Raw genomic sequence first — 26,737 nt, 5'->3', positions numbered from 1 at the left:
ATTATCTGATCGATTGGCCTTACAGCTTGTCTTTTTTGTGTTTGACAGACACTGCCTGTCAGGCCAAATGGTAGCGCAATCATAGCGCTGGAAAACGTGGCGCGTGCATAATTAGGAAGGGGATCTGACATGAGCTTTCTCACCGGTGCCGCACGCCTGACACGGGGCGCGCTTCTTGGGGCAACCATTCTTTCAGGCCTTTGCGCCCAGGACGCGTTCGCGCAGTCCACAGCTGTTCCGCCACGCTCTGGCGAGCAGGCTTCCCCGCCTGCAGCCGTGCAATCGAGCGCTTCGCCGCAAGAAACCTTGCCCGATACAGCACCCACCGACGACATCGTAGTGACCGGCTATCGCAACAGCCTGGCGCTCTCGACGAATGCCAAGCGTGCGTCGACCGGCTTTACCGATGCGATCTTCGCCGAGGACATTGGCAAGTTCCCCGACACCAACATCGCCGAATCGTTCAATCGCATTTCCGGCGTGACGATCACGCGCGACATTACGGGCGAAGGCACCAATGTCGCCATCCGCGGGCTTGGTTCCAATTTCACCAACGTGACGTTGAACGGCGCGCCGATCGCGGTTGCGTCCTCGGGTGCGACCGACGCTCAGGGTACCGATCGCTCGGTCGACCTCAGCTTTTTCCCAACCGATCTCTTCACCAAGCTGACGGTCAACAAGAGCTATACCGCCGATCTGCTCGAAGGCGGTGCCGCAGGCAATGTCGATCTGCGTTCCGCCCGGCCGTTCGACCGCGCCAAAAATTACCTGGCGTACAATGTGCAAGGGTCGCAGCAAGGCGATGCCAACCGGATCGGCGTGCGCGGCTCGCTGATCAGCAGCTGGCACAACGACACGATCGGCATCCTCGCCGGTTTGTCCGGCCAGCGCTCATTCACCGATACACGCGGCTTTGAGACGATCGGCTATACCAATCCGGCGCTGACCGCCGCGCAGTGCGGCGCAGCGACCGGTTGCAACAGCACCGGCGGCGGCAACTGGACGATTCCCTCGGTCGTGCCGACAGGCGCGGGCGGCGGTCTGGTGGCGGGGACTGTCATCGACCAGGCCTTCCTCCTGGCGCACAATCCCGGTGCCACCATCCAGCAGATCGATAACGCGTTGCTACCGCGATTGGGGCGGACTTCCGACGAGCGCGGAACGCGCGACCGTGTCAACGCGATCGTCAGCGTGGAATGGCGACCGAGCGACACGCTGCATTTCTATGTCGATAGCCTGTATGGCTATAAGCATAACAATCTGATCCGCGAGGATATGGCGTGGATCGTGCGCAATAGCGCCATCATTCCGCTCAACATGACGTTCGACAAGGCCGATTGCAGCGCAGGCTGCTCGGTCACCGGCGGCACCTTTGCCAACGCCCAGTTCTTCGACGAATTCCGCCCCTATATCGAGACGACCAAGCTGTTCAGCGTCAATCCGGGCGGCGAATGGGAAATCTCGGACACGCTCAAGCTGACGGCGCAGGGCAATTACTCGCGTTCGACCTTCCACCGCGAAAGCCCGACGGTCGGCGCGACCACGCCGCTTGGCGTGGGCACGACGGTCACCTACGCCAACACCGATAACGGCCCGGTGATCACGCCTAACATCGATCTCAACAATCCGGCGAACTTCGGCTGGAACGCCGGCTCCCGCGTCAACATCCAGGACGAGCGGCGCATCAACAAGACCAAGGGCGCGCGCGCCGATCTGACCTGGGGCGGCCCCAAGCTGAACCTCAAGGTCGGCGGTGATTATGACGACGTCTCCCGCCTGATCCAGGGCTTCGACAACAGCCAGGCGTGGCAGAATGCGGTCTGCGGCAACAATCCCAACATCTTTGTGGGGTCGCCCAACAGCCAGCCGCCATGCGCAGGGATCAATTCGCCCGGCGCGGCTCCTGCAGGCTACCCGACCTATCCCGGCTACGGCACCGGCGCGACCGCCGGGCAGACCGGCACCGTCAGCTATGGCGGCTCGCTCGTCCCCAATAGCGCGTTTCCAAGCTATCTGATCCCGGGGCCGGCCGGCTTCGTAACGGTCGACTTCCCGAAATTCGCCAATGCGACCAATTATCAGCAGTTCCACGATAACGAGCCCGCCTCGGGCGGGGCAAACACCGGCGCAAGCGGCGGCTATATTCGCGAGGTCGTCAAGTCGGCCTTCGCAACGCTGAATGGGTCGCAGGAGCTTGGCGGCAACACGCTGCGCTTCAATGCCGGCCTGCGCTTCGTCGATACGATCCAGACGATCACGGGGACGGTGTCGCTGCCGGATCCGCGCAACACGCTCGCCGGCGGTGCCTCGCTGCCCGATGGCAGCCGGTATCCGAACATCTCGACGAGCGTGACCACGCGCAACGAATATCGCAACTGGCTGCCCGCCGCGACCTTCGCTTACGACATTGGCGCGCATGCCGTCGTCCGTGTCGCCGGGTCGCGCACCATGACCCGGCCCGATCCCTCGGCGCAGCTGCCCGGCGTCAACTTCGGCGCACCCTCGGCCGACCAGGCAACGATCGGCAATCCCGCGCTCAAACCCTATCTGTCGACCAATCTCGACCTCGGCTTCGAATATTATACCGGTCGTGAAGGGGTGATCAGCGTCAATGCCTTCCGCAAGTCGATCACCGGCTTCACCACCACCAATATCACGACGGTGCCGTTCAGCTTCCTGGCGCAATATGGCATCACCTACGACACGCTGAACCCGACGCAGCAAATCGCGCTCAATTCGCGCGGCGGCCCGACCCAGGCGCAGGTTCAGCTTACGTCGCAGACCAACGTGCCCGACAAATTGACGATCAACGGCCTCGAATTCCAGTGGGTCCAGCCGCTCGATTTCCTGACCAAGCACATCGGCGTGACCGGCTTCGGCTTCAACGCCAACGCGACGGTCGTCGACCAGACGAGCAAGGGTGCCGCGATCGCTTATGGCGTCGCTCCCTTCACCTACAATATCACCGGCTATTACGAGAAGCATGGCGTGATGTTGCGCGTCTCGACGACGTCCCGCCGTGGTTCGCAAAGCAGCGGTGCCGCGCAGAACGGCATTCCGGCTGCGGCGTTGTTCAACAATGACTATACGTCGTACGATTTCTCGTCGGCATTCGATCTCGACAAGATCTTCGGCATCAAAAATCTGCCGCAACTGACGGTAAACGTCGCGAACTTCACCGATGCGACGTTGAAATCCTATTTCCAGTTCAGCAACGACACCTTCACCCAGTATAAGCCGGGTCGACAGGTTCTGGTCGGGTTGCGCGGTACTTTCTAATCCCCCCTCGGGACCCTTAGCGGGAGCGGCGCGGCCGCTCCCGCCATTTTTTCGCAGGCGGGCTGGCGCTTTTAGTCGATCTGCGCCTCGATACCCGCCAGCCTGGACAACCGGGCAAAGCGGTTGGGGCAACCAGCGGATGTGAAACGGCTAGGTATGGGTGCGTTTTGTTGGCAGCACCCGCACCGGACGGTGTTACACTTTACCCGTGATCGACCTGATGACGCTGTTCGCCAACTTTACCCTGTTATACGGGTCGCCGGGCCATCGCATCCCCGCGAACTTGCAGCAGTACCACATCGTTGGCGGGAACCGTGAAGGTCGAGACCTGCGGGTCGAGCGCAACCCCCGTCCAGACGTCGCGCATCGCCGTGAACGACTCCAACCCGATATCGGCCGGGCGTAACGTCAGGGTAACGGGCGCATCGGCACGATTGAACAATGCGATCGCATATGCCCCACCTGCCAGCGGCTTGAGCCAGATTTCCGAGCCGCCATCCTTGCGCACCGCCTTGCCCTGCACACCCCTGACATCCTGATCGATGGCGATCACACCGCGGTTTTCAAGCAGCCGTTTCGCCGCCTCGCTCGTCGTGCGGACATCGTGGCCCATCATCAGTGGCGCGGCCGACATCGCCCACAGGGTCATATGCGTGCGATACGCGCTTTCGGACATGCCGCCATTGCCGATTTCGAGCATGTCGGGGTCGTTCCACCCGCCCGGACCGGCGTCGCCTGGATCGCCATTCTTCTCGAAACCGATCCGGGCCATCGTCGCATAATCGTCGGTGATATCGCCCGTCGTGCGCCACAGATGACCGCCGACCGCCCTGCCCCAGCTGCCGACATGGAACCGCCCATATTCGCACAGGGAATAGACGATCGGTCGCCCGGTCGCGCGGAGCGCAACGCCCATTTCGTAATAGCTGCGCTGAACGGTGTCGGCATCGGCGTAGAAATATTCGCCGGAGCATAGATCGTATTTGAGATAGTCGACGCCCCAGCCTGCGAAGGTGTTCGCGTCCTGTTGGACATGACCGTAGCTCCCTTCATAGCCGGCGCAGGTGCGTGGCCCGGGCGACGAATAGAGGCCAAGCTTCAGCCCGCGCGCGTGAACATAGTCGGCCAGGGCCTTCATGTCGGGGAATTTGGCGTTAGGCCGGATCTGCCCGTCGGGCCCGCGCCCGCCTTGCCAGCCATCGTCGATATTGACGTAGGTGTAGCCCGCATCGCGCAATCCGGTCGAGACCATCGCATCGGCGATCGCGCGGATCGTGGTGTCGTCGATCTTGTCGGCGAACTTGTTCCAGCTGCTCCACCCCATTGGCGGGGTCAAAGCGAGGCCGTCGGGCGCAAGCGTACCGAGCGCCGGCAGCGTGGTTTCGTGGAACGTCAGCGCGGTGCGTTCGGCAGCGGTGGCGCGGTGCCCGGTCAGAGCGACCGTCGACTCCCAGATGCCACCGTCGAGCAGCACGCTCTGCCCGCGAACGCGCGCGCGCCAATGACGGATGGGCACACCCGGCGTGTTGAGATTGCGCATGTCGAAACTGAGCAGCGTCGGCGTCACGACGATCTGCTGCATCGTCATTCGGCCATACCAGTCCGACGTCACCCAGCCCGACACGCTCCCGTCGGCGGCGCGGTGCAGCTCGAGCATGCGGATGCCGGGGTTGGCCGGTGCGCCGGGGAACACGAACGCGATGTCATAGGCCCCCTGCGCCGGGGTGCAGCTGAGCGGGTGCGCGACGGCTGGCGATCCGGCGAGCAGCATTCCCAGCCACGCTACCGCACCCGCGACCATGTGCCGCCATGGTCGCACGCTCAAAGCGCCGCGACCGATGCCGCGCGCGCCGTCACGTCGCTATGCTGTCGGCTGTAGGCGAAGTAGATGACCAGGCCGATCACGTTCCAGCCCGCGAAACGCACCAACGTCATCGGTGGCAGGCTGACCATCAGATACAGGCAGCCGATGATCGTCAGCGTGCCGACCACATAGGGGGCGGGTGCGCGGAACAACCGCTTGGCATCGGCCGCGGTGCGGCGCAGCACCATCAGGCACGCGCCAACGGAAATAAAGGCGAGCAAGGTCCCGGCATTGGCGAGTTCGGCGATCTCGTCGAGCCGGAATATCCCCGCGACCAGCGCGATCGTCACGCCGGTCAACACGGTGATCAGCGTCGGCGCGCCGGTACGCTGCGAGACTTTCGCGAGGCGACGCGGCAGCAAGCCATCGCGCGCCATCACGAAGAAGACGCGGCTTTGACCGTACATCATCACCAAGATAACCGAGGGCAACGCGATGATCGCGGCCAATGCGATGAGATGCGCCGCGAGCGGCTGCCCGAGATTGCGCAGCACCAAAGCGAGCGGCTCGGGCGAATTGGCGAGCGCGGTGAACGGCAGCGCACCGACCGCAGCGATCGCCACCGCCATATAGATGATCGTGCACAATACCATCGACCCGATGATGCCGATCTTGAGATCGCGCGCGGGGTTCTTGGTCTCCTCGGCCGAGGTCGCGACCGCATCGAAGCCGTAGAAAGCGAAGAATACGATCGCCGCCGCCGCCATCACGCCATGCTTGCCGTCGCTGCCGAAGCCATAGGGCATGAACGGATGCAGGTTGGCGGTGTGGAAATTGGGCGCGGCAAAGGCGACGAAGACGCCGAGCGCCACTAGCTTGATTACCACCAGGATGATGTTGAGCGTCGCGCTTTCGCGCGTTCCCGCGATCAACATGCCCATCACGGCGAGTGCCACCGCGACCGCTGGCAAATTGACGATGCCGCCGCCATGCGGCCCGACCAGCAGCGCGTGCGGCAGATGCACGCCTGCGGACTCGATCCAACCGACCAGATAGCCCGACCAGCCCACCGCCACGGTCGAGCAGGCGAGCGAATATTCGAGGATCAAGCTCCAGCCGACGATCCAGGCGATGCCTTCGCCGAGCGCGGCATAACTGAACGTATAGGCGCTGCCCGCCGCAGGGATCATCGTCGCGAGCTCGGCATAGGCCAAGGCGGCACATCCGCATACGAGCCCGCAGATGACGAAGGCGAGGATCACCGCCGGGCCGGCGCGCTCGGCCCCAACGCCGACCAAGGTGTAGATACCCGTGCCGACGATAGCGCCGACCCCCAGCGCGATCAGATGCGGCCAACTTAACGTTTTGGCGAGGCGCGCGTTCTTGGGGTGACTCGTAACGCTGTCGAGCGGCTTACGTGGTCCGAACATGACCTCTCCTGGAATGATGAATCAGGTCGCGGCGGCTGCCGCAAACTCAATGCGCAGATCGTCGAGCGTGGCCGCGATATGCTCGCTCAGCATCGACTCGATAGTGGTTTCGTCGCGCGCCAGCCAGGCATCAAGCAGCCCGCGATGCTCGACATGTGCGCGTTCGTCGCGGCCGGCCGGTGCCAGATGCGCGATGACATACCGCTCGGCGAGGATCGTGAGACGTTCGACCACCTGCGTGGTCAGGATACGATCCCCCGGGCGGACGAGGGCTGTGTGGAAGTCGCGATTGCGGATCGCCACCTCGGCGAGATTTCCTTCCGCAGCTTGATCGAGCCGCTCGAAGCTTTCGATCGCCGCCCGGCGGTCGGCTTCGGTGGCGACGCGCGCGGCACGCGCCGCCGCAACCGGCTCGACCGCTAGCCGCAGCTCGAAGATTTCCTCGGCTTGGGCGCTCGACATCGGCTGGACGAAATAGCCGCGATTGGCCTGGCTGGTCAGCAGCCCTTCCTGCTCGAGCCGCGCCAGCGCCTCGCGCAGCGGGATCTTGCTGACCCCCAACTCGGCCGCCAGCGCATCCTGGCGGATCGGCAAATCGTGCGGCAACTGCCCAGTGACGATTTGCTCGCGGACGATCTCGAATACGCGTTCCGATAAAGTGCGAACGACGATGCTCATGCGGGCGTGCTCCGGAGAAACGGCGGGTTTGCTCATTTAACCTGGAAACCTTCCCAGAAGTGATCGGCACGATCAATCCAGATCGTATTAAATCCGGTGGCGATCGCCGATCCTTCGATCGACGGGATAATCGCCGGCAGATCGCCAAGCATGGTATCCGCTTCAACGCGACCGATGAAGCGGCTGCCGATATAGCTTTCGTGTACGAAGCGGTCCCCCACCTTCAGCCGCCCTGTCGCAGCCAGGTGTGCCAGCCGCGCCGAGGTGCCCGTGCCGCACGGCGATCGATCGATCGCCTTGTCCCCATAGAAGACCGCGTTGCGACCGTCGGCGTCGTTGGCGAGCGGCGCGTCGGCCCACAAGATGTGGCTGACGCCGCGGATCGTCGGGTCGAGCGGATGGACGGGCTCGTATTGCGCGCGCACCGCTTCGCGAATGCGCCCGCTCAGCTCGACCAGCCGCGCCGCGCCGAGCGCATCAAGCCCGGTATAGGCCCCCTGCGGCTCGATGATCGCGTAGAAATTGCCGCCATAAGCGACGTCGATCGTCAGTGGGCCGATCCCCTCGACATCGACCGCGATGCCGCGCTGCGCGACATAGGCAGGGACGTTGGTGATGGTCACCGCCGTCACCTTATCGCCGTCGGTCGTGTAGCGCACGTCGATCACCCCGGCCGGCACCTCGATCCGCAATTCGCCAGGGGTCGCGGGCTGGATCAGCCCATGTTCGAGCCCGAACGTGACCATGCCGATGGTGCCATGCCCGCACATCGGCAAGCACCCCGATGTCTCGATGAACAGGATCCCGATATCGGCATCGGGCTTGGTCGGAGGATAGAGGAAACCGCCCGACATCATATCGTGCCCGCGCGGCTCGAAGCACAGCCCCGTGCGGATCCAGTCGAAACGCGACAGAAAATCCTGCCGCCGCGCCGACATGCTGTCGCCTTTCAGCAACGGTGCGCCACCCGCCACCAGACGAACCGGATTCCCGGCGGTGTGGCCATCGATGCAGAAGAAAGTGTGCCGCACGTTCTACCTTCAGGCCGCCTTGGCCACTTCAATCGTCGGACGGGTCGCCGCAGCCTTTTCGACCATCGCGATCACCTCTGCGCGGCGTTCGCCGATCAGCGGCAAGCGCGGCGGGAGCACGCGTTCCGACCCGCGTCCCATCACTTCTTCGGCCAGCTTGATCGATTGCACAAGATCATGCTCGGCGTCGAGATGCAGCAGCGGCATGAACCAGCGATAGATTTCGAGCGCCTTGGCATGATCGCCCCGTTCGAACGCGCGCACCAGTTCGACCGATTCCTTCGGGAACGCGTTGGTGAGGCCGGACACCCAGCCCTGCGCGCCAAGGTAGAGCCCTTCCAGGGCAACGTCGTCCAGCCCGGCGAACAAGACGTAGCGATCGCCGAAATGGTTGCGGAAATCGGTGAAGCGGCGGGTATCGGGCGCGGACTCCTTCACGCAGACGATATTGGGCGTATCGACCAGCTCGGCCAGCACCGCCTTGTCGATCACGGTGCGATAGGCCGGCGGGTTGTTGTAGAGCATGATCGGCAGCGCGGTGTTGTTCGCGACGCCCTTGAAGTGCGCGACGAGCTCATGCGGCTGCGGCACATAGACCATCGGCGGCAGGAGCATGAGACCGTCGGCCCCGATCTTCTCCGCTGCCTGCGCATAACGCACGGCGCGGCGCGTATCATATTCGGAAACGCCGGTGAGCACGGGCACGCGGCCGGCCACGACTTCGACGATCGCCGAGAGCACCGAGACCTTCTCATCATATTCGAGCGAGTTGTTTTCACCGACCGTGCCAAGCGCGATCACACCGGTGACGCCGTCGCGGATCAGGTCGTCGACAACGCGCTGCGTATCAGCGAGGTCGATTGACAGATCCGCACGCAACTGCGTCGTTACAGCGGGGAAAACACCCCTCCAACCGATTGCCATTTTCCGTGATCCGTCCTTTTGTTTGATCTGGAATACGGTATACGAAGTGAAATGCTGCAGGGCAACAGGAGAAAGTCGAAAGTGAAAATCGCGGTGATCGGCGGGGGCGTGGTCGGTCTCAGTTGTGCGCTCCGGCTCGCGCAGGGGGGGCATATAGTGACACTCGTCGAACGCTCCACACGCCGTGACGCGGCATCCTGGGGCAACGCTGGCCATATCGCAACCGAGCAAGTCGCCCCGCTTGCCTCGATCGCGACGTTGCGCTCGGCGGGGGACCGTCTGTTCGCACGCGGTGGCGCGCTCGACCTGCCGCTCGCCGCAGTCGGGGATTGGCTCCCGTTCGCGGCGCGTATGATCGCCGCCGCCCGACCGAAGCGCTTCGCCGCGGGCAGACGTGCGCTCGCGGGATTGCTCGCCGATGCCCTGCCCGCCTGGCGACGCCTGGTGACGGCGATCGACGCACCCGATCTGCTGAGCGAAGCCGGTCATCTGGTCGTCTGGGAAAGCGCCGCAACCGCGGCTGCAGGGCGCGCGGCGTGGGCGCAAGCGGATACCGGCACCGCAGGCTTTGACACCGCAACAGCGGAGCAACGCGCGACGCTCGAACGCGCGACGACGGCGTCACTTGGCGGTGCCATCCAGTTCCACGGCACCGGCCAGATCACCGATCTAGGCAGGCTCGCCGCCGTGCTGAGCGAAGCGTTTTGCGCGGCGGGTGGCACGATCGTCGAGCAGGAGGCGACGTTGGTGCGCGAGGGCGGACACGCGACGATCCCCGGCCTGGACGCCGACTGCGTGCTCGTTACCGCAGGCGTGCGCTCGGCACCGCTCGTCGCGGCGATCGGGCATCGCGCGCCGATCATCGCCGAGCGCGGCTATCACATTCGCGGAACCGCTGCCGGCTGGCCACAGGACCTCCCGCCGGTCGTGTTCGAGGATCGCTCGATGATCGTCACGCGCTTTGGCGAGCAAGTGCAGGCGGCAAGCTTTGTCGAGCTCGGCACTGTCGACGGCCCGCCCGACCCGCGCAAATGGGAGCGGCTCGAACAGCATGTTGGCGACCTCGGCCTTGCCATTGGCGGACCCTTCACGCGCTGGATGGGCAGCCGTCCGACCCTGCCCGATTATCTCCCGGCGATCGGCCGGTCGCGCCGCGCCGACAATCTTTTCTACGCGTTCGGGCACCAGCATCTCGGGCTGACGCTCGCCCCGGTGACGGCGGAAATCGTCGCCGGGATGATCGCCGGACACCCGAATCTTATCGACATGGCCCCGTTCGACCTCGAACGGTTTGGCGGCAAGGGAGGCAGACGATGATCGGCGGATCGACGGCGGACGAACAACTGGCGACGCTCGGACCATGGCCGACCCTTTCCGCGCCGATCGCACCAGCCGAGCGGCGCGACCGGCTCGACCGTGCCCGCGCCCTGACCGAAGCCTCCGGCGCGACCGCACTGCTGGTCAACGCCGGGGCGAGCCTGCGCTATTTCACGGGCCTGCCATGGTCCCCGACCGAGCGGCTGGTCGCCTTGCTCCTGCCGCTGAACGGGACGCCGCGATTGATCTGTCCGGCGTTCGAATTGGGTTCGCTCGAAGCGGGCCTCGCCGTCGCTGCCGAGCCTTTGCTGTGGGAGGAAGACGAAGACCCTAGCGCGCTGGTCGCAGACGCGCTGCCGCGCGGTACGACGCTTGCGGTCGATCCGCTGTTGCCGTTCCATTATGGCGAGCGTCTGCGCCAGCATGGTCTAACGCTGATCGACGGTGCCGCCGCGATCGACGGCTGTCGCATGATCAAGTCCGCCGCCGAACTCGCGCTGATGCAGCAAGCGAAGGCGATGACGCTGGAAGTCCAGCGGCGCGCGGCGCGCATCCTCAGGCCCGGCATCGCAGCAAGCGAGGTGATCCGCTTCATCGACGCCGCACACCGCGCGCTTGGCGCGGCAGGCTCGACCTTCTGCGCCGTCCAGTTCGGGCGTGCGACCGCGTTCCCGCACGGTCTGCCTGGCGATCAGCAACTCGAAGACGACAGTCTCGTCTTGATCGACACCGGCTGCACAGTCGATGGCTATCACAGCGACATCACCCGAACCTACGCCTTCGGCCGGGTCGAAGACGATGTGCGCGTACTCTGGTCACTGGAGCAGGAAGCACAGGCCGCCGCCTTCGCTGCGGTCGAGCCCGGCGTACCGTGCGAGGCGATCGACGCTGCGGCACGCGCGGTGCTGGAAAGCGCGGGGCTCGGGCCCGACTATCGCTTGCCCGGCCTCCCGCACCGCACTGGGCACGGCATCGGCCTGTCGATCCATGAACCCGCGTATCTGGTGCGTGGCGACCGGACCCCGCTGGCGCAGGGCATGTGCTTTTCGAACGAGCCGATGATCGTCGTGCCCGATCGCTTCGGCATTCGGCTCGAGGATCATTTCCATGTGACCGCGACCGGCGCGCAGTGGTTCACCCAACCCCAACCATCGCTCGACCGTCCCTTCGTCGATTGAACGCGCCGATGGGATAGCCCGAATGGGCGCATGGGTTCAGGCCAGACGGGTCAGCGTAACCGCAACGGGCGAAGGACCGCGCAAGGCAAGCGGGATGGTGCCGCCAGCCTCCGTGACGATCGCCCCCTCGATCGCGACCCGCCACCGTCCTGCGCCGAGATCGAGCGTGACCGATGCCGCGCCGTGTTCGACAAGAAATCCGACGCTGCGCCCGTCATGCGAAAGCGTGATCTCACGATCGGCGGCAAAGCGCCCGGCGTGCAAGGTGAGATCGACCGTCCCGCCGGCCCAGCGCGCGTGGAACCGCCGCCGCACGCCATCGCGCGGCACGACCGCGATCGCGTGATCGCCCTCTCGCACCGTGCCGCCATAGGCGATCCGCCCAAAGATCGGATCATCCGCCACGATCGTCGCCGCGCTGCGTAACGCACCGCAAAAGCCCAGATCGATTTCGCAGGCATAATACCATGCGCCGCGATGATGCGGCTGATCGAGCCAGGTCAGCCCGGTCGGGGCCGGCTCAAAGCCGCCGGCCGCCGCACCGTCATTGGCCTTGCCCGGATACCAATAGCCGTAATCGGTTTCCGCGGTGCCGCTGTTGAGCAAGGCCCAACTGCTGAGAAACGACGCATAGCCGAGCCGAAGCAGAGGATGCGGATCCGCAGGATCGCCAAGCGCGTGATCAAGCACCGCCCAGCCGCCCATTTGCGCCATGTAGCTGAGCGTATAGGCATTGCCGCCCGACCCGCGATAATCGCTGCCCAGCAGATAATAAGCCGGTTCGAGCCAGCCACGGCAAAACAGATTGGCCGCCATTTGCCGAGCGCTGAACGCCGTGACCGCTTCGCGCGAAACGCCCGCGACCGGATGGTCGAGCGCGTATCGCACGATCGCCTGGGTCGATTCGAATCCCGTCGAATCGAAGGCATATTCGGAGCCGAACAGATCCGGCTCGCCGGTGACGAAGAAGCGGACCTTCGTTTCCCAAAAGTCGCGCAACTCCTGCGCCTGCGTGGATCGACCGGCAGCGTCCAGCGCGACGATCAGCTCCGGGAGGACGCATTCATTGTAAAAGCCCGTTTCATAGGCCGACCAGTTCGCCAGCGTTTTCGGGATGGTGAACATCGCCCGCGCGGTGCCGAGCGCGCGCTCGAGATAGGCCTTCGCATCCAGCCGCGTCGCGATCCCGGGATGGTCGATCGCGATGCGATACAGCGAAAGGTAAAGCAGGATGATGTGCGGGTAATCGTACACCCGCCAGATGTGCAGCTTCCCCTTTGTGCCAGGATCGGCACTGTCGCGATTCTGTTTCCAGTCGGGGATGCCATAGATAGCATAGGGATAGGTCTCGGCGGTGCTGCGCTGCAGGCCGCCCCACACGAAATGCTCGATATAGTCGTCGAGCGCGGTGACTTCGGCCTGGACCGGGTGCTCGGCATTCTTGGCGGCGAGGAAAGCGGGCTTGCTGAGCCCCGGATCGTCGCAGGTCACCTCGTAGATACGCCAGCCCTTGATCTGATCATAAGTGTCGGGCCCAAGCAGCGTCTGGCTCTGCATGTTCCACTCGCCGAGCAGACCATGATACCATTTCGCCGGATCGCGGTGCTGATGCGCGGCGATGAACGCGCCGCGTTTGGCGATCAGCGTCTCGATCGGCTCGGTCGCGAAGAATTCGAGATGCGTGAAGCGCGCGTCACCGTGGCGGATCGTGAGGCGATTCTCGCCGAGACGAGCAAAGCGGACTCGGTATAATTGCCGCCCCGCCCGCTCCCCGAGCGGCTCGATCTGCGTTGCAGCGGGATGCTCGGCATCGATCCCGTGGATCGGGTCGGACGAACGCAACGCCAGCATCACGAACAAGTCGCTCGGGACCGTCATGCCGGGCACGACTTCAACATCGATCCCGCCCGCAGCGGCGATCGCGTCCCGCGCGGCGGCATAGTCCGCGACCAGGCTGAAGCGCAGGGCGTAGCTGCGCCGCTCGCCCGGAGCCAGCATCAGGTTGTTCACAGGAATGCGCCAGCGCGTTCCCTTGGCGGCGCTTTCGGCAGCGGCAGCGGCGGCGTGGATGTAGACGCCATAGCCGTCATCATGGTTCTCGGCCGCCGCCATGTCCCAATATTCGAGCTGGGTGTCGCGTTCGGGCATCAACAGCAGATGGGGCCCGACGCTGTTGCGCCGCATCCAGAACAGATGCGAGCCATGACCCGAGACGAAGCTATGCTTCAACACAGCGTTGCCGTCGTCCTTCGCCGCGTCGGCGATGTTGTTCATCGGCAGCGGCAGCATCAGATCGCCGATCTCGACCGGCACGGCCGACACATTGTGCAGCGTGATGCGCCACACCAGATCCGCGCCTTCGAGGCCCTGTTCGAGCTGCAGTTCCAGCGCGTCGGCGATGGCATAGTTCGCCTTTCTGCCCGCATCGGTTTCCACCGTGCGCACTGCCACGGCGCGCGCGCTGTCGAAGCGCTCCCAGTCCCCCGCGCCGTGCCGCCACGCGATGCGCGCGGTGCCAAGCGCTACGCCGGGATAGACATAATCGGTTGGGAAAGGATCATCGCGGACGGACAGGCTGGTTATACCGGTCGCATCGGTCCCGACGACGAAGCGCGACGCGCGCGCCTGGACGGTGCGCGCCACCCGCCGTTGCGGTGTCTCCATCGCCCACGCCGCCGGAGCTAGGCGGAGCGCGCCCACCGCGACCGCCGAACAGAGCAAAGCGCGACGGCTAAGCGCTGTCATGAGCCGCAAGGCTCCGACGCGGCGACAGGTGCGGCGGTCGGCCGTTGCTGCGTAGGCGCGAGCACCTCCCATTCGGTTACCGCAACTCCGGCGGTGGCACCGCCCGCCTGCGAAGCATCGAAGATCGCGCGCAGGCAGCGCGTGGTGATTGTGGCGAAGCGCGTCTCCTGTGCCGCATCGACCGCGACGCCATAGCCGCTCGGTTGCGGCACCGGTTTCCAGCGTCCGTCCCAATAGTCGATCCGCCAGCGCGCAGGCGGCGCAACGCCTTCGCCCGCCCCGGCCGGATGATCCCCCCAGAACCAGATGCGCGAGCCATTGAGCGTAACCGGCTTGGCCCAGCGATATTCGATCCACGGATGCGCCGGATTGTCGGCACCGCGCCAGGTGCCCCACATGTCGGGCGGCAGCGGGGCCTCGCGCCGAATACCGTCGTTGAGCGCCTTGATCCAATATTGCACCGGCACCGGGGTGTTCGAAGCGAACGCCGTGGCCGAACCGGCGACGTTGCGCGTCGGTGCCGGCGTCGGCTGTGGCGACCGCGTCGGCACGACCGGGCGAATTCGCGCCGGGGTCACGCTATCGTCCCATTCGATTCGGTCGAGCGCCACGCTGCGCCGGAAATGCCCGCCGCCGACCGCATCGGCGGTATGATAGGCAAGATACCATTGGCCCTTGAACTCGACCGCGCCCGAATGCGACGTGGTCGAGGAAACCGGCTTCAGGATCACCCCGCGATAGGTCCACGGCCCGAGCGGTGAGCTCGCGGTGCCGTACGCGATGCAGGCATGATAGACCGCCGGCGTGCAGTCGCTCGTCGGTCCGGCAATGTTGCCGGCGTAGAGCATGTAATAGACGCCCTTGCGTTTCATCAGCCACGGCGCTTCGAAGAAGCCCTTCAGCCCGTCGACCCGGATTTCGCGGCCCGTCGGCGTGATCATGTCGCGAGCGAGTGCCATCCCGCGCAGCTGCCCGAACGTGCCCCAATAGATATACGGCGTGCCGTCATCGTCGATCATCACAGTCGGATCGATATTCTGGATCGTGTTGCGCTCAGGCACGCGCTGCGAGAGGATCGGTCCCGATGGATGCGCATCGCGCCATGGGCCGACCGGATTGTCGGCAACCGCGACACCAATTGCGAAGCGGTCGGGGGCATCGCTCTTCGCCTCCAACACCGGCGCGTACATGTAGAATTTGCCATCGGGTCCGGGCACGATCTGGCCGGCATAAGCGCGCCCGGGCTCGGCCCATTTGAACACGCTTTCGGGCCGCGTGATCGCCGGATAGTGCGTCCAGTCGCCTTTGGCCGGGTCTTTAGTGGCGAGCAACTGCCACTCGTTCATGATAAAATCATTGACCCCCGGCGGGGCCTCGTCGCGCCCGGCGAGGATCCACAAGCTATCGCCGATCACGACCGGGGCCGGGTCGGTCGAATACGAGCGGCCGTCGGCGAGGATCGGATTGCCGTTGCTGTGGATCGTCTCCTGTGCGGCGAGCGGGGTCGTTGACAGCAAGACAAGGGCGAGGATGGAGCGTCGCATCGTCATTCCGTTTCGGGATAGGGGCCTTTGCCGCCATCCTTGATCAGTTGATCGGTCCGCGCGTCGAGCACCGGGAGTGGCACCGAGCCGAGCTCAAGCATCGCGTCGTGCCACGCGCGCACATTGAACTTGGGCCCGAGCGCCTGCTCGGCGTGTGCGCGCGCTTTGCGAAACGCCAGCTCCCCCATGTAATAGCTCAGCGCTTGCCCCGGCCAGGCGATGTAGCGATCGACCTCGGTTTCGATTTCGTGATCGGACAGTGCGGTATTGTCGTGCAGGAACTGCTGCGCCCGCTCGCGCGACCAGCCCTGCGTGTGGATCCCGGTATCGACGACCAATCGCGCCGCGCGCCACATCTGGTAGCTGAGCATGCCGAAGCGATCATAGGGATCGTCATACATCCCCATATCGTCGCCAAGCTGCTCGCAATACAGCGCCCAGCCCTCGCCATACGCCGAGAGATAGGCGTCGCGACGGAATTGCGGCAACCCGGTATTTTCGGCGGCAAGCGGCATCTGCATGGCGTGGCCCGGTGCCGATTCATGGAGCGTGAGCGCGACCATCTGGTAATAAGGCCGCGAGGGCAGGTTCCAGGTGTTGACCAGATAGATCCCGGGGCCGCCGCGCCCGCCGGTGTAGAAGGGCGCGAGGTCGGCCGGTACCGGCTTGATCGCAAAACGGCTGCGCGGCAGATGCCCGAACCAGTCGCTCGCCTTGCCGTCGAAGGTCTTGGCGATCCAGGCGGCGCGGTTGAGCAGATCCTGCGCGGTCTTGGGGTAGAAGCGCGGATCGGTGCGCAGGTAATGCAGGAAGGCGGGCAGGTCGCCATCGAACTTCACCTGGCGCAGCACGTCGAGCATCTGCGCGTGGATCTTGGCGACCTCGGACACCCCAATCGCGTGAATCGCGTCGGGGCTGATGTCGAGCGTGACGAACTCGCGGATCTTCGACTGATAATAGGCCTTGCCGTCGGGCAGATCGTATGCCGCCAGCGTCTTGCGCGCACCCGGAATATAGTCTGTTCGCAGGAAAGCGAGCAGCTTGGCGTGCGCCGGCACCGCTGCCTCTGTGATCGCCGCCGCGCCGTCTTTGCGCAGCGCGGCCTGGGTCGCTGCCGGGATCGCCGCCGGGAAGCTCGCGAAGGGCGCATAGAGCGGGTTGTCGGCCAGCGACTTGGCTTCGGCGATTTGGGCCACGCCGATGTCGCGGCCCTGCAGCGTCACTTGGGGCGGCGTGAACCCGCGTTTGAGACCGGCACGCATATTGGCGATCTGCGCGTCGAAATAGCCCGGCAGCTCGCGCAGGGTCGCGATATAGGCGCGGTAGTCGGCCTCGGTGTGAAAGCTGCGGCGTGCTCCTTCAGCGACGTCGCCCCAGAAGCTGGTGTCGGAGTTGAGCGGCTTTTCGTAATCGCGATAGGTCTGTTCGGCGAGCAGCGCGTCGATCTGTCCCTTATAGACCGCGTAATCGACCTTTGCCTTTGTCGATAACTGCGCGAACGGGATCGCGGCGAGCAGGCGCTCGGTCTCGGTCCAGCGCGCGAGTTTTGCCGCCTGAGCCTTCGGGCCCACATCGGGCAAATGGGCCTGGGTTTCGGGCGGGCTGTTCTCATCGGGTCCCTGCATCTTCTGCCGCCAGGCATATTCGGCGGTATAGATCGCCTTCAGCCGATCGTCGGCGGAAACGGCGCGGCCCGCCGTCTTGCGCGGTGCCGCGTCGGCCACCGTCGGCATCGCTGTGCCGAGCAGCACGAGGAGAAACCAGCCATGCCGCATCTTCATTCTCCTGCCACCAGGGCATCGATGTCGGCGAGCAACCCCGCCGGAATGTCGACGCCGTGCGCCATGCTCTGCGCGCGCGCTGCGTAGCGGCGTTGCGACGGCAAGCGCGCGCCCTGCTCCTCGATCGCCGCAAACACGCCTTCGGCCCGCGCGAGATGCGCCTCGATCTGATCGCCGAGAAAACCCGCCGGGTCGATCGCCACGATCAATTCACCGCCGAGCGGCGATCCGCCCGCGCCGCCGTCGGCGGCGAGCGATTCCGCGCTGGTCATGTCGCCGATCAGCGGCCCGGAGATCAACTCGACCATCGCCGCCAGCGCCGACCCCTTGTGCCCGCCGAAGGTGCGCATCGCCCCCGCGAGCACGGCCTCGGCGTCGGTCGTCGCCTGGCCTGCGGCGTCATACCCCCAATCGTCGGGCACCGGCTTACCGGCACGACGATGCAGCTCGATTTCGCCGCGCGCCACCGCGCTGGTCGCCAGATCAAAGACGAACGGCAGCCGACCGGGGCGGGGCCAGCCGAAGGCGATCGGATTGGTGCCGAACACCGGCTGCGTACCGCCGGCAGGCGCGACCCAGGCATGGCTCGGCGTGCAGGCCAGCGCGACGAGACCTTTCTCTGCCAGCCATTCGATTTCGGGCCAGAGCGCGGCGAAATGCACGACATTATTGAGCGCCAGAGCGGCAATGCCGTAACGCTGCGCCTTTTCGACAAGCATTGCGCGGCCCGTTTCGAAGGCCAATTGGGCGAAGCCGCCGCCGCCATCGACCCGCACGAGCGCGCGGGCCGGCTCCGACAGAAGCGGAATCGCCTCGGGCGCAACTGTCCCGGCACGAACGCTTTTGGCGGCGACGAGCAGACGGTACAGACCGTGCGAGGTGCAGCCGTCGCGTTCACCCGCCACCATCGTTTCCGCGACAGCGTGCGCGTGATCGCCCGACAGCCCGACCTGAAGCAGCACGCGCCGGGCGAGCGCACGGACCTCCGCCAGCGTCATGCGCACCGAGACCGGCGCGGTCGCGATGGTCATTTGACGGTGCCGGGCTTGGCCGTGAACAGCACCACGCCAAACACCGGCCCCGCCGAACTGCGGTCGTGCGGTACGAAGCGCACCTTCAGCGCACTTTTCTTGTCGGTCAGCGCCTGTGGCAGCGGATATTCGATATCGATGAACTTGCCCGGCACGTCGCCGCCAAGATGCTGGGTCGCGATCTTCACATTATCGACCAGAATGTCGAAATCGCGCCCTCGCTCCTCGCCCCAATAGGTCGCCTGCAGCACGAGCGGCCCGGGCTTTGCCTTCATCGTGAATTCGAAGAAGCCGCCCGATCGCGCATCACGCCCGTTGCGGTTGCGATAGCTTGTCGGGAAGGACAGCTCCGAGATCAGGCCGTGATCATGCTCGGGCTGCATCTCGCCGAGATGGACGACGTCGACCGACCGCGCGGCGATGTCCTTGAGCCGCGCTTGCTCGGCGACGAACGCGGCTTGCTCGGTCTTCCATTCGCCTTCGGAGAAGCGTTTGAAATACACCGCGCTGCGCCGTTCATATTGCTTGTAGAACGGCACGAAACTCAGGTCGCCCGGCCGCACGACGCCGCTGGTGGTGTAGCTCGCCGGTGTGGTGCCCGGTCGGAAGCTGGACAGCAGGTCGGCACCGACCAAGGCCGGATCGGGAGAGGTCCAGTCCCCCTCGGTCGTGCCGAGATCGGCGGCGAGAACCATCGGCCCGCGCAGGATCGCGACCGTCCGGTCGTCGCCCGGCGCCGCCTCGATCCGCAGCTCGAGCGGCAGCGTGATCGCGACCGTATCCCCCGCTTTCCAGCGCCGCTCGACGATCGCATAGCCACTCGCGAAGCTCGGGGTGACCGGTTGGCCATTCACGCGCACCGACGCTTTGCCCGCAGCCCAGCCGGGCACGCGCAGCGCGATCGCGAAGCGACCCGGGCGAGCGAGCTGGGTGAGCGTCAGCGTCGAGGTTGGCTCGAACGGATAGCGCGTGTCGAGCGTCAGCGCCGCGCCGCGCGCGCGCCACGTCGCATCGGCGGGGATGTAGAGGTTCACCAGCAAGGCACCCTCGCCTTCCCAGAAGATCGACTCGCCATGCTTGGCATGGCTTTCCATGCCCGTGCCGACACAGCACCAGAACGCGTCGTCGGCGGAGGTCGAGTATCCGCGCACCGCCCCGGTCAGCAGCGGCGTCATATAGGTGAAGCCCGCAGTTTTGGGGTCCTGCGCCGCCATCACGTGGTTGAGATGCGCGCGCTCGTAATAATCGAACAGCGCGCCATCGGGCTGCCAGCTATACAATTGTCGCGTCAGCTTGAGCATGTTGTAGGTGTTGCAATGCTCGCACGTCTGCTCGGTAATGTGGCGGCTGATGCTGTCGGGTTCGGAGAAATATTCGCGATCGGCATTGCCGCCGATCACATAGCTGTGATGCTGCGTCACCGCCTGCCAGAAGAAGCGCGGCGCAGCGGCCTTTGCCGGTTCGCCGGTCAATTCGTGGATCCGCGCCAGCCCGATCAGCTTGGGCACTTGGGTGTTGGCGTGAAAATTGGCGAGCTTGTCCTGTCCGGCGGTCAGCGGATCGAGTACCTTGCGGTCGTACAGCCGCTCGGCGATCGCCAGCCACTTGCGATCCTTGGTCCGCGCGAACAGTTCGGCAAAACTCTCGTTAAGCCCGCCATATTCTGTGCCGAGCATGGTTTGCATCTGCGCGTCGTCGAGTGCCGCGAACACCGGCTCGAAATAACCGGCGAAAGCGGTCGCGACCGAGAGCGCCTTGGCATTGCCCCAGCTCGCATGCACGTCGAGCAGCCCTGCGAACAGCTTGTGCACCGTATAGAAAGGCGACCAGGCACCGTTGAGATCGAATCCACCCGAGCGGATATCGCCCTTGATGATCTCCGGGAAGATCTCGATCGCATCGACGACCGTGCCGTCCTTCCGCTTACGCTGCATCGCGCCGATATAGCCGTTGCCGCGCGCCGCCTGCGCCTCCGCGAGCTCATCGACAATGTAGTCGGCACGTACCTTCGCTTGCGCATCGCCCGTCTGTTCGTGCAGCAGCACGAGCGCCGACATATAATGGCCAAGCGTGTGACCGGCGATGGTATCGCTCTCCCAGCCGCCATAGACCTCGCCCTTGGGCTTGAGCCCGGCATAGGCACGGAAATTGTGGAGCAGCCGATCCGCGCTGAGGCGCAGCAAATAAGTGCGGTTGACCTCGACCGCAGTTGCGTAATCTGATGGGCGCAAGCGCACGGCAGACAAAGGAAACGGCGTGGCCCGGCGCGGCAAACCCGCAGCGAGGGCAGCAAACCCTGCGGTTGGCCCAGCCAGCAGCGCCAAGGCGCTTGCTCCGGCCATCACTTCGCGACGCGTGCCCTGCATGATCACTCCCTTATAATACGGTATACGATTAAGACCATTTGTAAGGTGAGGTCAATCGCAGAACGCGCGACACCCTTGGTTGATTGGCGGAATGATTCCGATCCTACCTCCCAATCATATACCGTATAATATTATTGACGTGCGCGGACATGCCTGCTGTATCGTGCCGCAAAAGGGGATCGCCGTGCCTGCTCCAAGTCTATCGTCGCTGCGCATTCATCGGCGTCGCATTGTGCACCTAGCGCTGCTGACCGGCGTAGCGCTGGCACCGATCGCGGCACGCGCAAATCCCGCGCCTTTGCCGACGATCGAGCAACGCTACCAACTGGCCGACCGCTACCTTGGTGATGCCATGCGCAAGCTGATCGTCGATCAGAATCTCGACGCTCATTTCATCAATAACGGCAACGGCGTGCTGTTCCGCCGCGGCCCGACCGACGCCCGCGATATCCTGTTCCTCGATCTCGCAACGCGCGAGGCACGTCCGGTTATCAACGAGGCCGTACTGGCGCGGCTTGTTTCCGACGCGACCGGCAAATCGGGCCCACCGAGCGGCCTCTATCTGGACGCTCCGGACTATGACCCGGCAACAGGGGTGCTCAGTTTCGGCGCGTTGGGCAAGCGCTGGACGCTCAAGGATGGCGCGCTGACCGAAGCCGCCAAGGACTCGCCCAAGGGCGACGATGCGGTTTCGCCCGACGGCCGCTTCCGCATCGTGGCCGAGGATCACAATTTGGTCGCGGTCGACCTCAAGACCCAACGCCGCGTCGCGCTCACCACCGACGGCACGCGCGACAAACCCTATGGTCGCGGCATCGCCGAACTGGGGGAAATCCTGAAGCAAGGCACCGAAGATCCCGTGCTGCCGGTGTCGGTGCGGTGGTCGCCCGACAGCAAGCGCATCCTCACCTGGCGGCTCGATACGACCGATGTGCAGCGCCTGACGATGACGCAGGAAACGCCGCCAGGGGCCTTTTATCCGCGCAGTTTCTCCTACGTTTACCCGCTCGCGGGCGCGGCGAAATTGCCGCAAGCGAGCCGACTGGTGATCGACGTCGAGGATGCGGTGAAGCATCGCAAGGCGAAGATCGTGCCCCTCCAAGTCCCGAGCGAATCGCTGCTCTATCCGGCCGATCCCGATCTGAGCTGGTCGGCGGGCAAGGTCCGCTCGCAATGGGTCGAGCGCGGCTACGGCCAGATCGTCGTCTACTTGTCCGACCCGGTCACCGGCGCATCGACGGTCACCGCGCGCGAAGCCATGAAGCCGCTGGTCACCGTGACATCGAGCTTTCTGCAACCAGCCCCCGAATTGGGCGGCGAGCTTGACGTGTCCGAGCGCACCGGATGGGCACAGCTTTACCTGGTACGTCCTGACGATCCCAATGGCGGCATACCCCTGACCAAGGGCAATTGGGAGGTCACGTCGGTCAATTATGTCGATGGCGCGAAGCGCTCGATCCTGCTCACCGGCGTCGGCCGCGAAGCCGACCGCAACCCCTATTATCACGCGCTATACCGCGTGACGCTCGACGGCAGCCAGCCCGTCCTGCTGACGCCCGAGCCGCTTGAGCATGATCTGCGCGTCTCCGACGATGGCCGGTTCGTGATCGACGCAATGTCGAGCCCGACCGTCCCGACGCGCACCGTCGTGCGCGACACCAGCGACGGGCACATTCTGTACGAGCTCGGCCATGCCGACGCGTCAGCGCTCATCGCGACCGGTTTCACCATGCCCGAGCCGTTCCGGGGGCTCGCCGCCGACGGCAAGACGCCGCTTTATGGGATGATCTATCGCCCGGCGCATTTCGATCCGACGCGGCGCTATCCGATCATCGACAATGTCTATACCGGCCCGACCATGCACGTCGTGCCGAGCGCGTTCGGCGACACGCTGCTGAACGGGCCTGGCAGCGTCGCGCAACTCGGGGCGATCGTCGTGGTGATCGATGCGACCGGCACGTCGCAACGCGGTCAGGCCTTTCGCTTGCCGGCGTACCAGAATCTGGGCGAAGTCGGCCTCGACGATCATATCGCGATGATCCGCCAGATGGCGGCGCGCTATCCCTATATCGATACGACGCGCGTCGGCGTCTATGGCGGCTCGGCCGGGGGGTATGACGCGGCGCGCTTCATCCTCCGGCGGCCCGATTTCTTCAAGGTGGCGGTCTCATCGTCGGGCAATCACGATCTTCGGCTCGACAAAGCCTGGTGGCCCGAGGTGACGATGGGCAATCCAGACCCGGCGGTGTGGGATCGCAACTCCAACATGTCGGTCGCGGGCAACCTCAAGGGCAAATTGTTGCTGATCCACGGCGATATCGACGACAATGTGCCGATTACCGAGAGTTTCCGGCTCGGCAACGCGCTGATCCAGGCGCATCGCAACTTCGACATGGTGGTGCTGCCCAACACCACGCACCGCGTCGCCCAGCCGTTCTTCTGGCGCAAGTTCCGCGACTATTTCGTCCGCAACCTCCTTGACGAGGCACCGCCCGCCGACGCCGCGTTCGAAGACCAGAGCCCCCATCCAGCAGCGCCCGCCGCCGCCAAACAGTGAGAAACTCGATGCTCCCTCCCCGCATGCTGCGTGTCTCGCTCCTGGCGTTGGCGATCGCGACTCCGCTCGGCGTCATGGCGCAGGACGCCCAACCGCCCAAGCCGGTCTACCAGCCGATCGCCACCACGGCGGTGCGTGTCGCCAATCTGCAACTGCTTCTGCGCAACGACACGCAGACCCTTGCCGGCCTCTCACCGCTCGCCGATCCGACCTTTGATTTCGTCCCGGGCAAGCGCGAGCCGGAACGGCAAGGCGACGGCTACAATCATGTCGGCGACATAAACCTGCGGCTACGCACCCCTGGCGGGGAATGGCGCGACTATGCCTCGGCGCATCGGCGCAAGGCGATCACGCTATTGCCGACCAACGCCACGACGCTCGCCGCCGCCGACATCACCGCCTCGCTTGGCGACGGCCTGCCGCTGCGGGTCGAACGCCGCTGGCTCAACGTCGGCGGTTCACCCGTGCTGCGCTTCACGCTGGTCAACACGTCGCCGACCCCGGTCGAAATCGGCGTGCTTGGTATGCCCATGGTGTTCGACAACATCATCGATGACCGCACGCTTGAGCAGGCGCATGCCGAGGCGAGCTTCGTCGATCCCTATATCGGGCGCGATGCAGGCTATCTCCAGGTGACCCGGCTGAGCGGCAAGGGCCCTGCCTTGCTCGTCCTGCCCGAGGGGCACAGCCCGCTCGAAGCCTATGTCCCGCTCCCGCAGGACCGCGCCGCGCCCAGGGGCACGACCTTCACCGAGAAGAGCCCGCGTAGCCAGACCTCGGAAGGGTTTTACGACTGGACGATCGCGTCAAAGGGCTATGCCGACAAGGAATGGAGCAAGGCCGGGCCGCAATGGAACGCGCCCACCAGCATCACGCTCGCCCCCGGCGAACGCCGCGATGTCGGCGTGCGCTTCGTGCAGTCGCCCGATATTCGCGGCATCGAGACCACGCTCGCCGCGCAGCACCGCCCGGTCGCGGTCGGCATTCCCGGCTATGTCGTGCCGACCGATCTCACCGCCGCGCTCTTCCTGAAATATGGCAGCAAGGTCGCCAGGATCGAATCCTTCCCGGCAGGTGCGCTGATCGCCACGCCGACTGCGGCTGCCAAAGGCTGGGCGCGCTATGACGTGCAGGCGCGTGGCTGGGGTCCGGCGCGGCTCAGCATCACCTATGCGGATGGCATGGTGCAGACGATCAGCTACGATATCACCAAGCCGCTCGATCAGGTGATGGCCGACATCGGCCACTTCACCACCACCAAGCAATGGTATGACGACAAGACCGACCCGTTCCACCGCGCCCCCGCGATCCTGTCCTACGACAAGGAAGCGGGCAAGATCCTGACGCAGGAACCGCGCGTGTGGATTTCGGGGATGAGCGACGAAGGCGGTGCCGGTAGCTGGGTCGCGGCGATGATGAAGCAGCTCGACAACCCCGATGCGGCCGAGGTCGCCAAGCTCGAGGCGCTGGTCGACGAAACCGTTGTCGGCACGCTGCAAATTGCCAGCGGCGACCATGCCGGTGCGGTCAAGAAGAGCATCTTCTATTACGATCCCAAGGAACATCCCGGCTATTACGACCCAACCGAGAATTGGCGGAACTGGACCTCGTGGTCGCACAAGGACGCCGACGATCTCGGCCGCGCCTATAACTATCCGCACGTCGCGATCGGGCATTGGGTGCTCTACCGCCTCGCGCGCAACCATCCCGGGCTGGTCACGCGGCACGACTGGCGCTGGTATCTAGACCATGCCTACACCACCGTCACCGCGATGATGCGCGACGCGCCGTATTACACGCAGTTCGGGTTGATGGAGGGCGACGTGTTCGTCGACATCCTGAAGGACCTGAAGCGCGAGGGGATGACGGCTGAAGCGACCAACATGGAAGCGCTGATGAAGGGCCGCGCCGACCATTGGAAGACACTGCAATACCCCTTTGGCAGCGAAATGGCGTGGGATTCGACCGGCCAGCCCGAAGTCTATGCCTGGATGCGCTATTTCGGTTACCAGCCGCAGGCGGACACCACGCGCGAGGCGATCCTCGGCTATGACCCGACAATCCCGAGCTGGGGCTATAACGGCAATGCGCGCCGCTATTGGGATTTCCTCTACGGCGGCAAATATCCGCGGATCGAGCGGCAAATCCACCATTATGGCTCGGCGCTCAACGCCGTCCCGCTGTTCGATGCCTATCGCGCCAACCCTGCCGACACGCACCTGCTGCGCGTCGCTTATGGCGGCATGATGGGCGGGATCACCAATATCGATCGCGACGGCTTCGGGTCGGCCGCCTTCCATAGCTGGCCCGACCGGATGGGATGGGACCCCTATACCGGCGACTATGGCATGGGCTTTTTCGGCCACGCTTATGCCGCCGCGACCTATCTGGTCGAGGATCCGACCTTCGGTTGGCTGGCCTATGGCGGCAATCTTACCAAGGCGGCGGACTCGGTCAGCGTCGTGCCGAAGGATGGCGCGCGCGCACGCCTGTTCGTCGCGCCTGCGGGGACGTGGATCACGCTCGAGGCCGGCAAGATCGCCACCGCGCGCTATACGCCCAAGACCGGTACGATCACGCTGACGCTCGACCCCGCCACTGCCGCCACCCCCGCAGCACGCCTGTTCGTCGAAACGACCACAAAGGGCGGCCGGGCTTATACCACCGACGCGGGCACCGATACACGCGGCGGCCGGACCATTCCCCTCTCTGCCGGTCAGACGACCGTAACGCTCACGCCGCACTGAGTCCGGACAAGAGGAACGCAAATGCCGGCGGGGCCCCTGCCCCGCCGGCATTTTGACGCGCGCACTTCAGACCCCGTCAACGTGCATTGGCCGCGATTTCGCTCCGCCGATACATGGTCTGTTTCCACGCCGGTCGCGCACGCGCCGCCCATACGAAAAGGACCGCGACTTGCGTCGCGGTCCTTCCCAGCAACCATAGAAGCCAATGATCAGAAGCGGAACCGGGCACCCGCCTGAATCACGCGTGCCTGCTGGCGCGCGCCGACTGGCAATGCATTATACGCACCGAAATAGGTCCTGACATTGTTGTGCAGAAGGTTCGTTC

At 64.8% G+C, this 26,737-nt stretch carries 15 protein-coding genes; 5 read left to right on the top strand and 10 right to left on the bottom strand.

The annotated features are described in order from the left end of the window. Window positions 1-129: 129 nt before the first annotated feature. A complete protein-coding gene (locus EJC47_RS13485; protein ID WP_126848413.1) occupies window positions 130-3,279 on the top strand; it encodes a TonB-dependent receptor in 3,150 nt (1,049 codons plus the stop codon). Between the two features lie 247 nt (window positions 3,280-3,526). Here the strand turns inward: EJC47_RS13485 and EJC47_RS13480 are convergent, their stop codons facing one another. Genes EJC47_RS13480 through EJC47_RS13460 form a run of 5 tightly spaced genes read right to left on the bottom strand, consistent with a single transcriptional unit; the run spans window position 3,527 to window position 9,146 of the window. After that, window positions 3,527-5,080, bottom strand: a complete 1,554-nt coding sequence (locus EJC47_RS13480; protein WP_126848527.1) for a glycoside hydrolase family 27 protein — start codon at window positions 5,078-5,080, stop codon at window positions 3,527-3,529. Between the two features lie 20 nt (window positions 5,081-5,100). Then, on the bottom strand, window positions 5,101-6,513 hold the full coding sequence (locus EJC47_RS13475) for an amino acid permease (RefSeq protein WP_126848411.1): 1,413 nt from the start codon (window positions 6,511-6,513) through the stop codon (window positions 5,101-5,103). Window positions 6,514-6,534: 21 nt separating this feature from the next. Further along, window positions 6,535-7,191 carry a GntR family transcriptional regulator gene (locus EJC47_RS13470; protein WP_033963409.1) on the bottom strand — a complete coding sequence of 219 codons (657 nt, stop codon included), beginning with the start codon at window positions 7,189-7,191 and terminating at the stop codon, window positions 6,535-6,537. Window positions 7,192-7,223: 32 nt separating this feature from the next. Continuing rightward, on the bottom strand, window positions 7,224-8,222 hold the full coding sequence (locus EJC47_RS13465) for a 4-hydroxyproline epimerase (RefSeq protein ID WP_126848409.1): 999 nt from the start codon (window positions 8,220-8,222) through the stop codon (window positions 7,224-7,226). Window positions 8,223-8,231: 9 nt separating this feature from the next. Further along, window positions 8,232-9,146: a dihydrodipicolinate synthase family protein gene (locus EJC47_RS13460; RefSeq protein ID WP_126848407.1), complete on the bottom strand. Its 915-nt coding sequence runs from the start codon at window positions 9,144-9,146 to the stop codon at window positions 8,232-8,234. Window positions 9,147-9,227: 81 nt separating this feature from the next. Between EJC47_RS13460 and EJC47_RS13455 the strand changes: the two genes are divergently transcribed. Beyond that, window positions 9,228-10,463 (top strand): NAD(P)/FAD-dependent oxidoreductase, encoded by a 1,236-nt coding sequence (locus tag EJC47_RS13455; protein ID WP_260591579.1) that lies wholly within the window; start codon window positions 9,228-9,230, stop codon window positions 10,461-10,463. Then, the gene (locus EJC47_RS13450; RefSeq protein WP_126848402.1) at window positions 10,460-11,641 is read left to right on the top strand and encodes a M24 family metallopeptidase; all 1,182 of its coding nucleotides are present in this window, start codon (window positions 10,460-10,462) and stop codon (window positions 11,639-11,641) included. The genes EJC47_RS13455 and EJC47_RS13450 overlap by 4 nt, the downstream gene beginning before the upstream one ends. A gap of 36 nt (window positions 11,642-11,677) precedes the next feature. On the opposite strand, the gene EJC47_RS13445 is transcribed toward EJC47_RS13450, so the two are convergent. Genes EJC47_RS13445 through EJC47_RS13425 form a run of 5 tightly spaced genes read right to left on the bottom strand, consistent with a single transcriptional unit; the run spans window position 11,678 to window position 21,108 of the window. After that, entirely contained in the window at window positions 11,678-14,386 is a 2,709-nt protein-coding gene (locus EJC47_RS13445; protein ID WP_126848400.1) for a DUF5695 domain-containing protein, read from the bottom strand. After that, window positions 14,383-15,930 (bottom strand): family 43 glycosylhydrolase, encoded by a 1,548-nt coding sequence (locus tag EJC47_RS13440; RefSeq protein WP_260591577.1) that lies wholly within the window; start codon window positions 15,928-15,930, stop codon window positions 14,383-14,385. The genes EJC47_RS13445 and EJC47_RS13440 overlap by 4 nt, the downstream gene beginning before the upstream one ends. 2 nt (window positions 15,931-15,932) lie before the next feature. Next, the gene (locus tag EJC47_RS13435; RefSeq protein ID WP_126848396.1) at window positions 15,933-17,705 is read right to left on the bottom strand and encodes a DUF885 domain-containing protein; all 1,773 of its coding nucleotides are present in this window, start codon (window positions 17,703-17,705) and stop codon (window positions 15,933-15,935) included. 2 nt (window positions 17,706-17,707) lie between these two features. After that, window positions 17,708-18,742: an Ldh family oxidoreductase gene (locus EJC47_RS13430; protein WP_126848394.1), complete on the bottom strand. Its 1,035-nt coding sequence runs from the start codon at window positions 18,740-18,742 to the stop codon at window positions 17,708-17,710. Next, on the bottom strand, window positions 18,739-21,108 hold the full coding sequence (locus EJC47_RS13425; RefSeq protein WP_126848392.1) for a glycoside hydrolase family 127 protein: 2,370 nt from the start codon (window positions 21,106-21,108) through the stop codon (window positions 18,739-18,741). The genes EJC47_RS13430 and EJC47_RS13425 overlap by 4 nt, the downstream gene beginning before the upstream one ends. Before the next feature lie 232 nt (window positions 21,109-21,340). Here EJC47_RS13425 and EJC47_RS13420 point away from each other — a divergent pair, with 232 nt between their 5' ends. Both EJC47_RS13420 and EJC47_RS13415 read left to right on the top strand, forming a co-directional pair. Next, window positions 21,341-23,665: a S9 family peptidase gene (locus EJC47_RS13420; RefSeq protein WP_221885175.1), complete on the top strand. Its 2,325-nt coding sequence runs from the start codon at window positions 21,341-21,343 to the stop codon at window positions 23,663-23,665. 8 nt (window positions 23,666-23,673) lie between these two features. Continuing rightward, complete coding sequence (locus EJC47_RS13415) at window positions 23,674-26,412, top strand: DUF5695 domain-containing protein (protein ID WP_126848388.1); 2,739 nt, start codon at window positions 23,674-23,676, stop codon at window positions 26,410-26,412. Window positions 26,413-26,737: the final 325 nt, after the last annotated feature.

This window comes from Sphingomonas sp. TF3 (assembly GCF_003985085.1).
Taxonomy (GTDB): Bacteria; Pseudomonadota; Alphaproteobacteria; order Sphingomonadales; family Sphingomonadaceae; genus Sphingomonas.
Note: the sequence above shows the minus strand (reverse complement) of the source record. Positions and strands in the feature narration are given on the sequence as shown.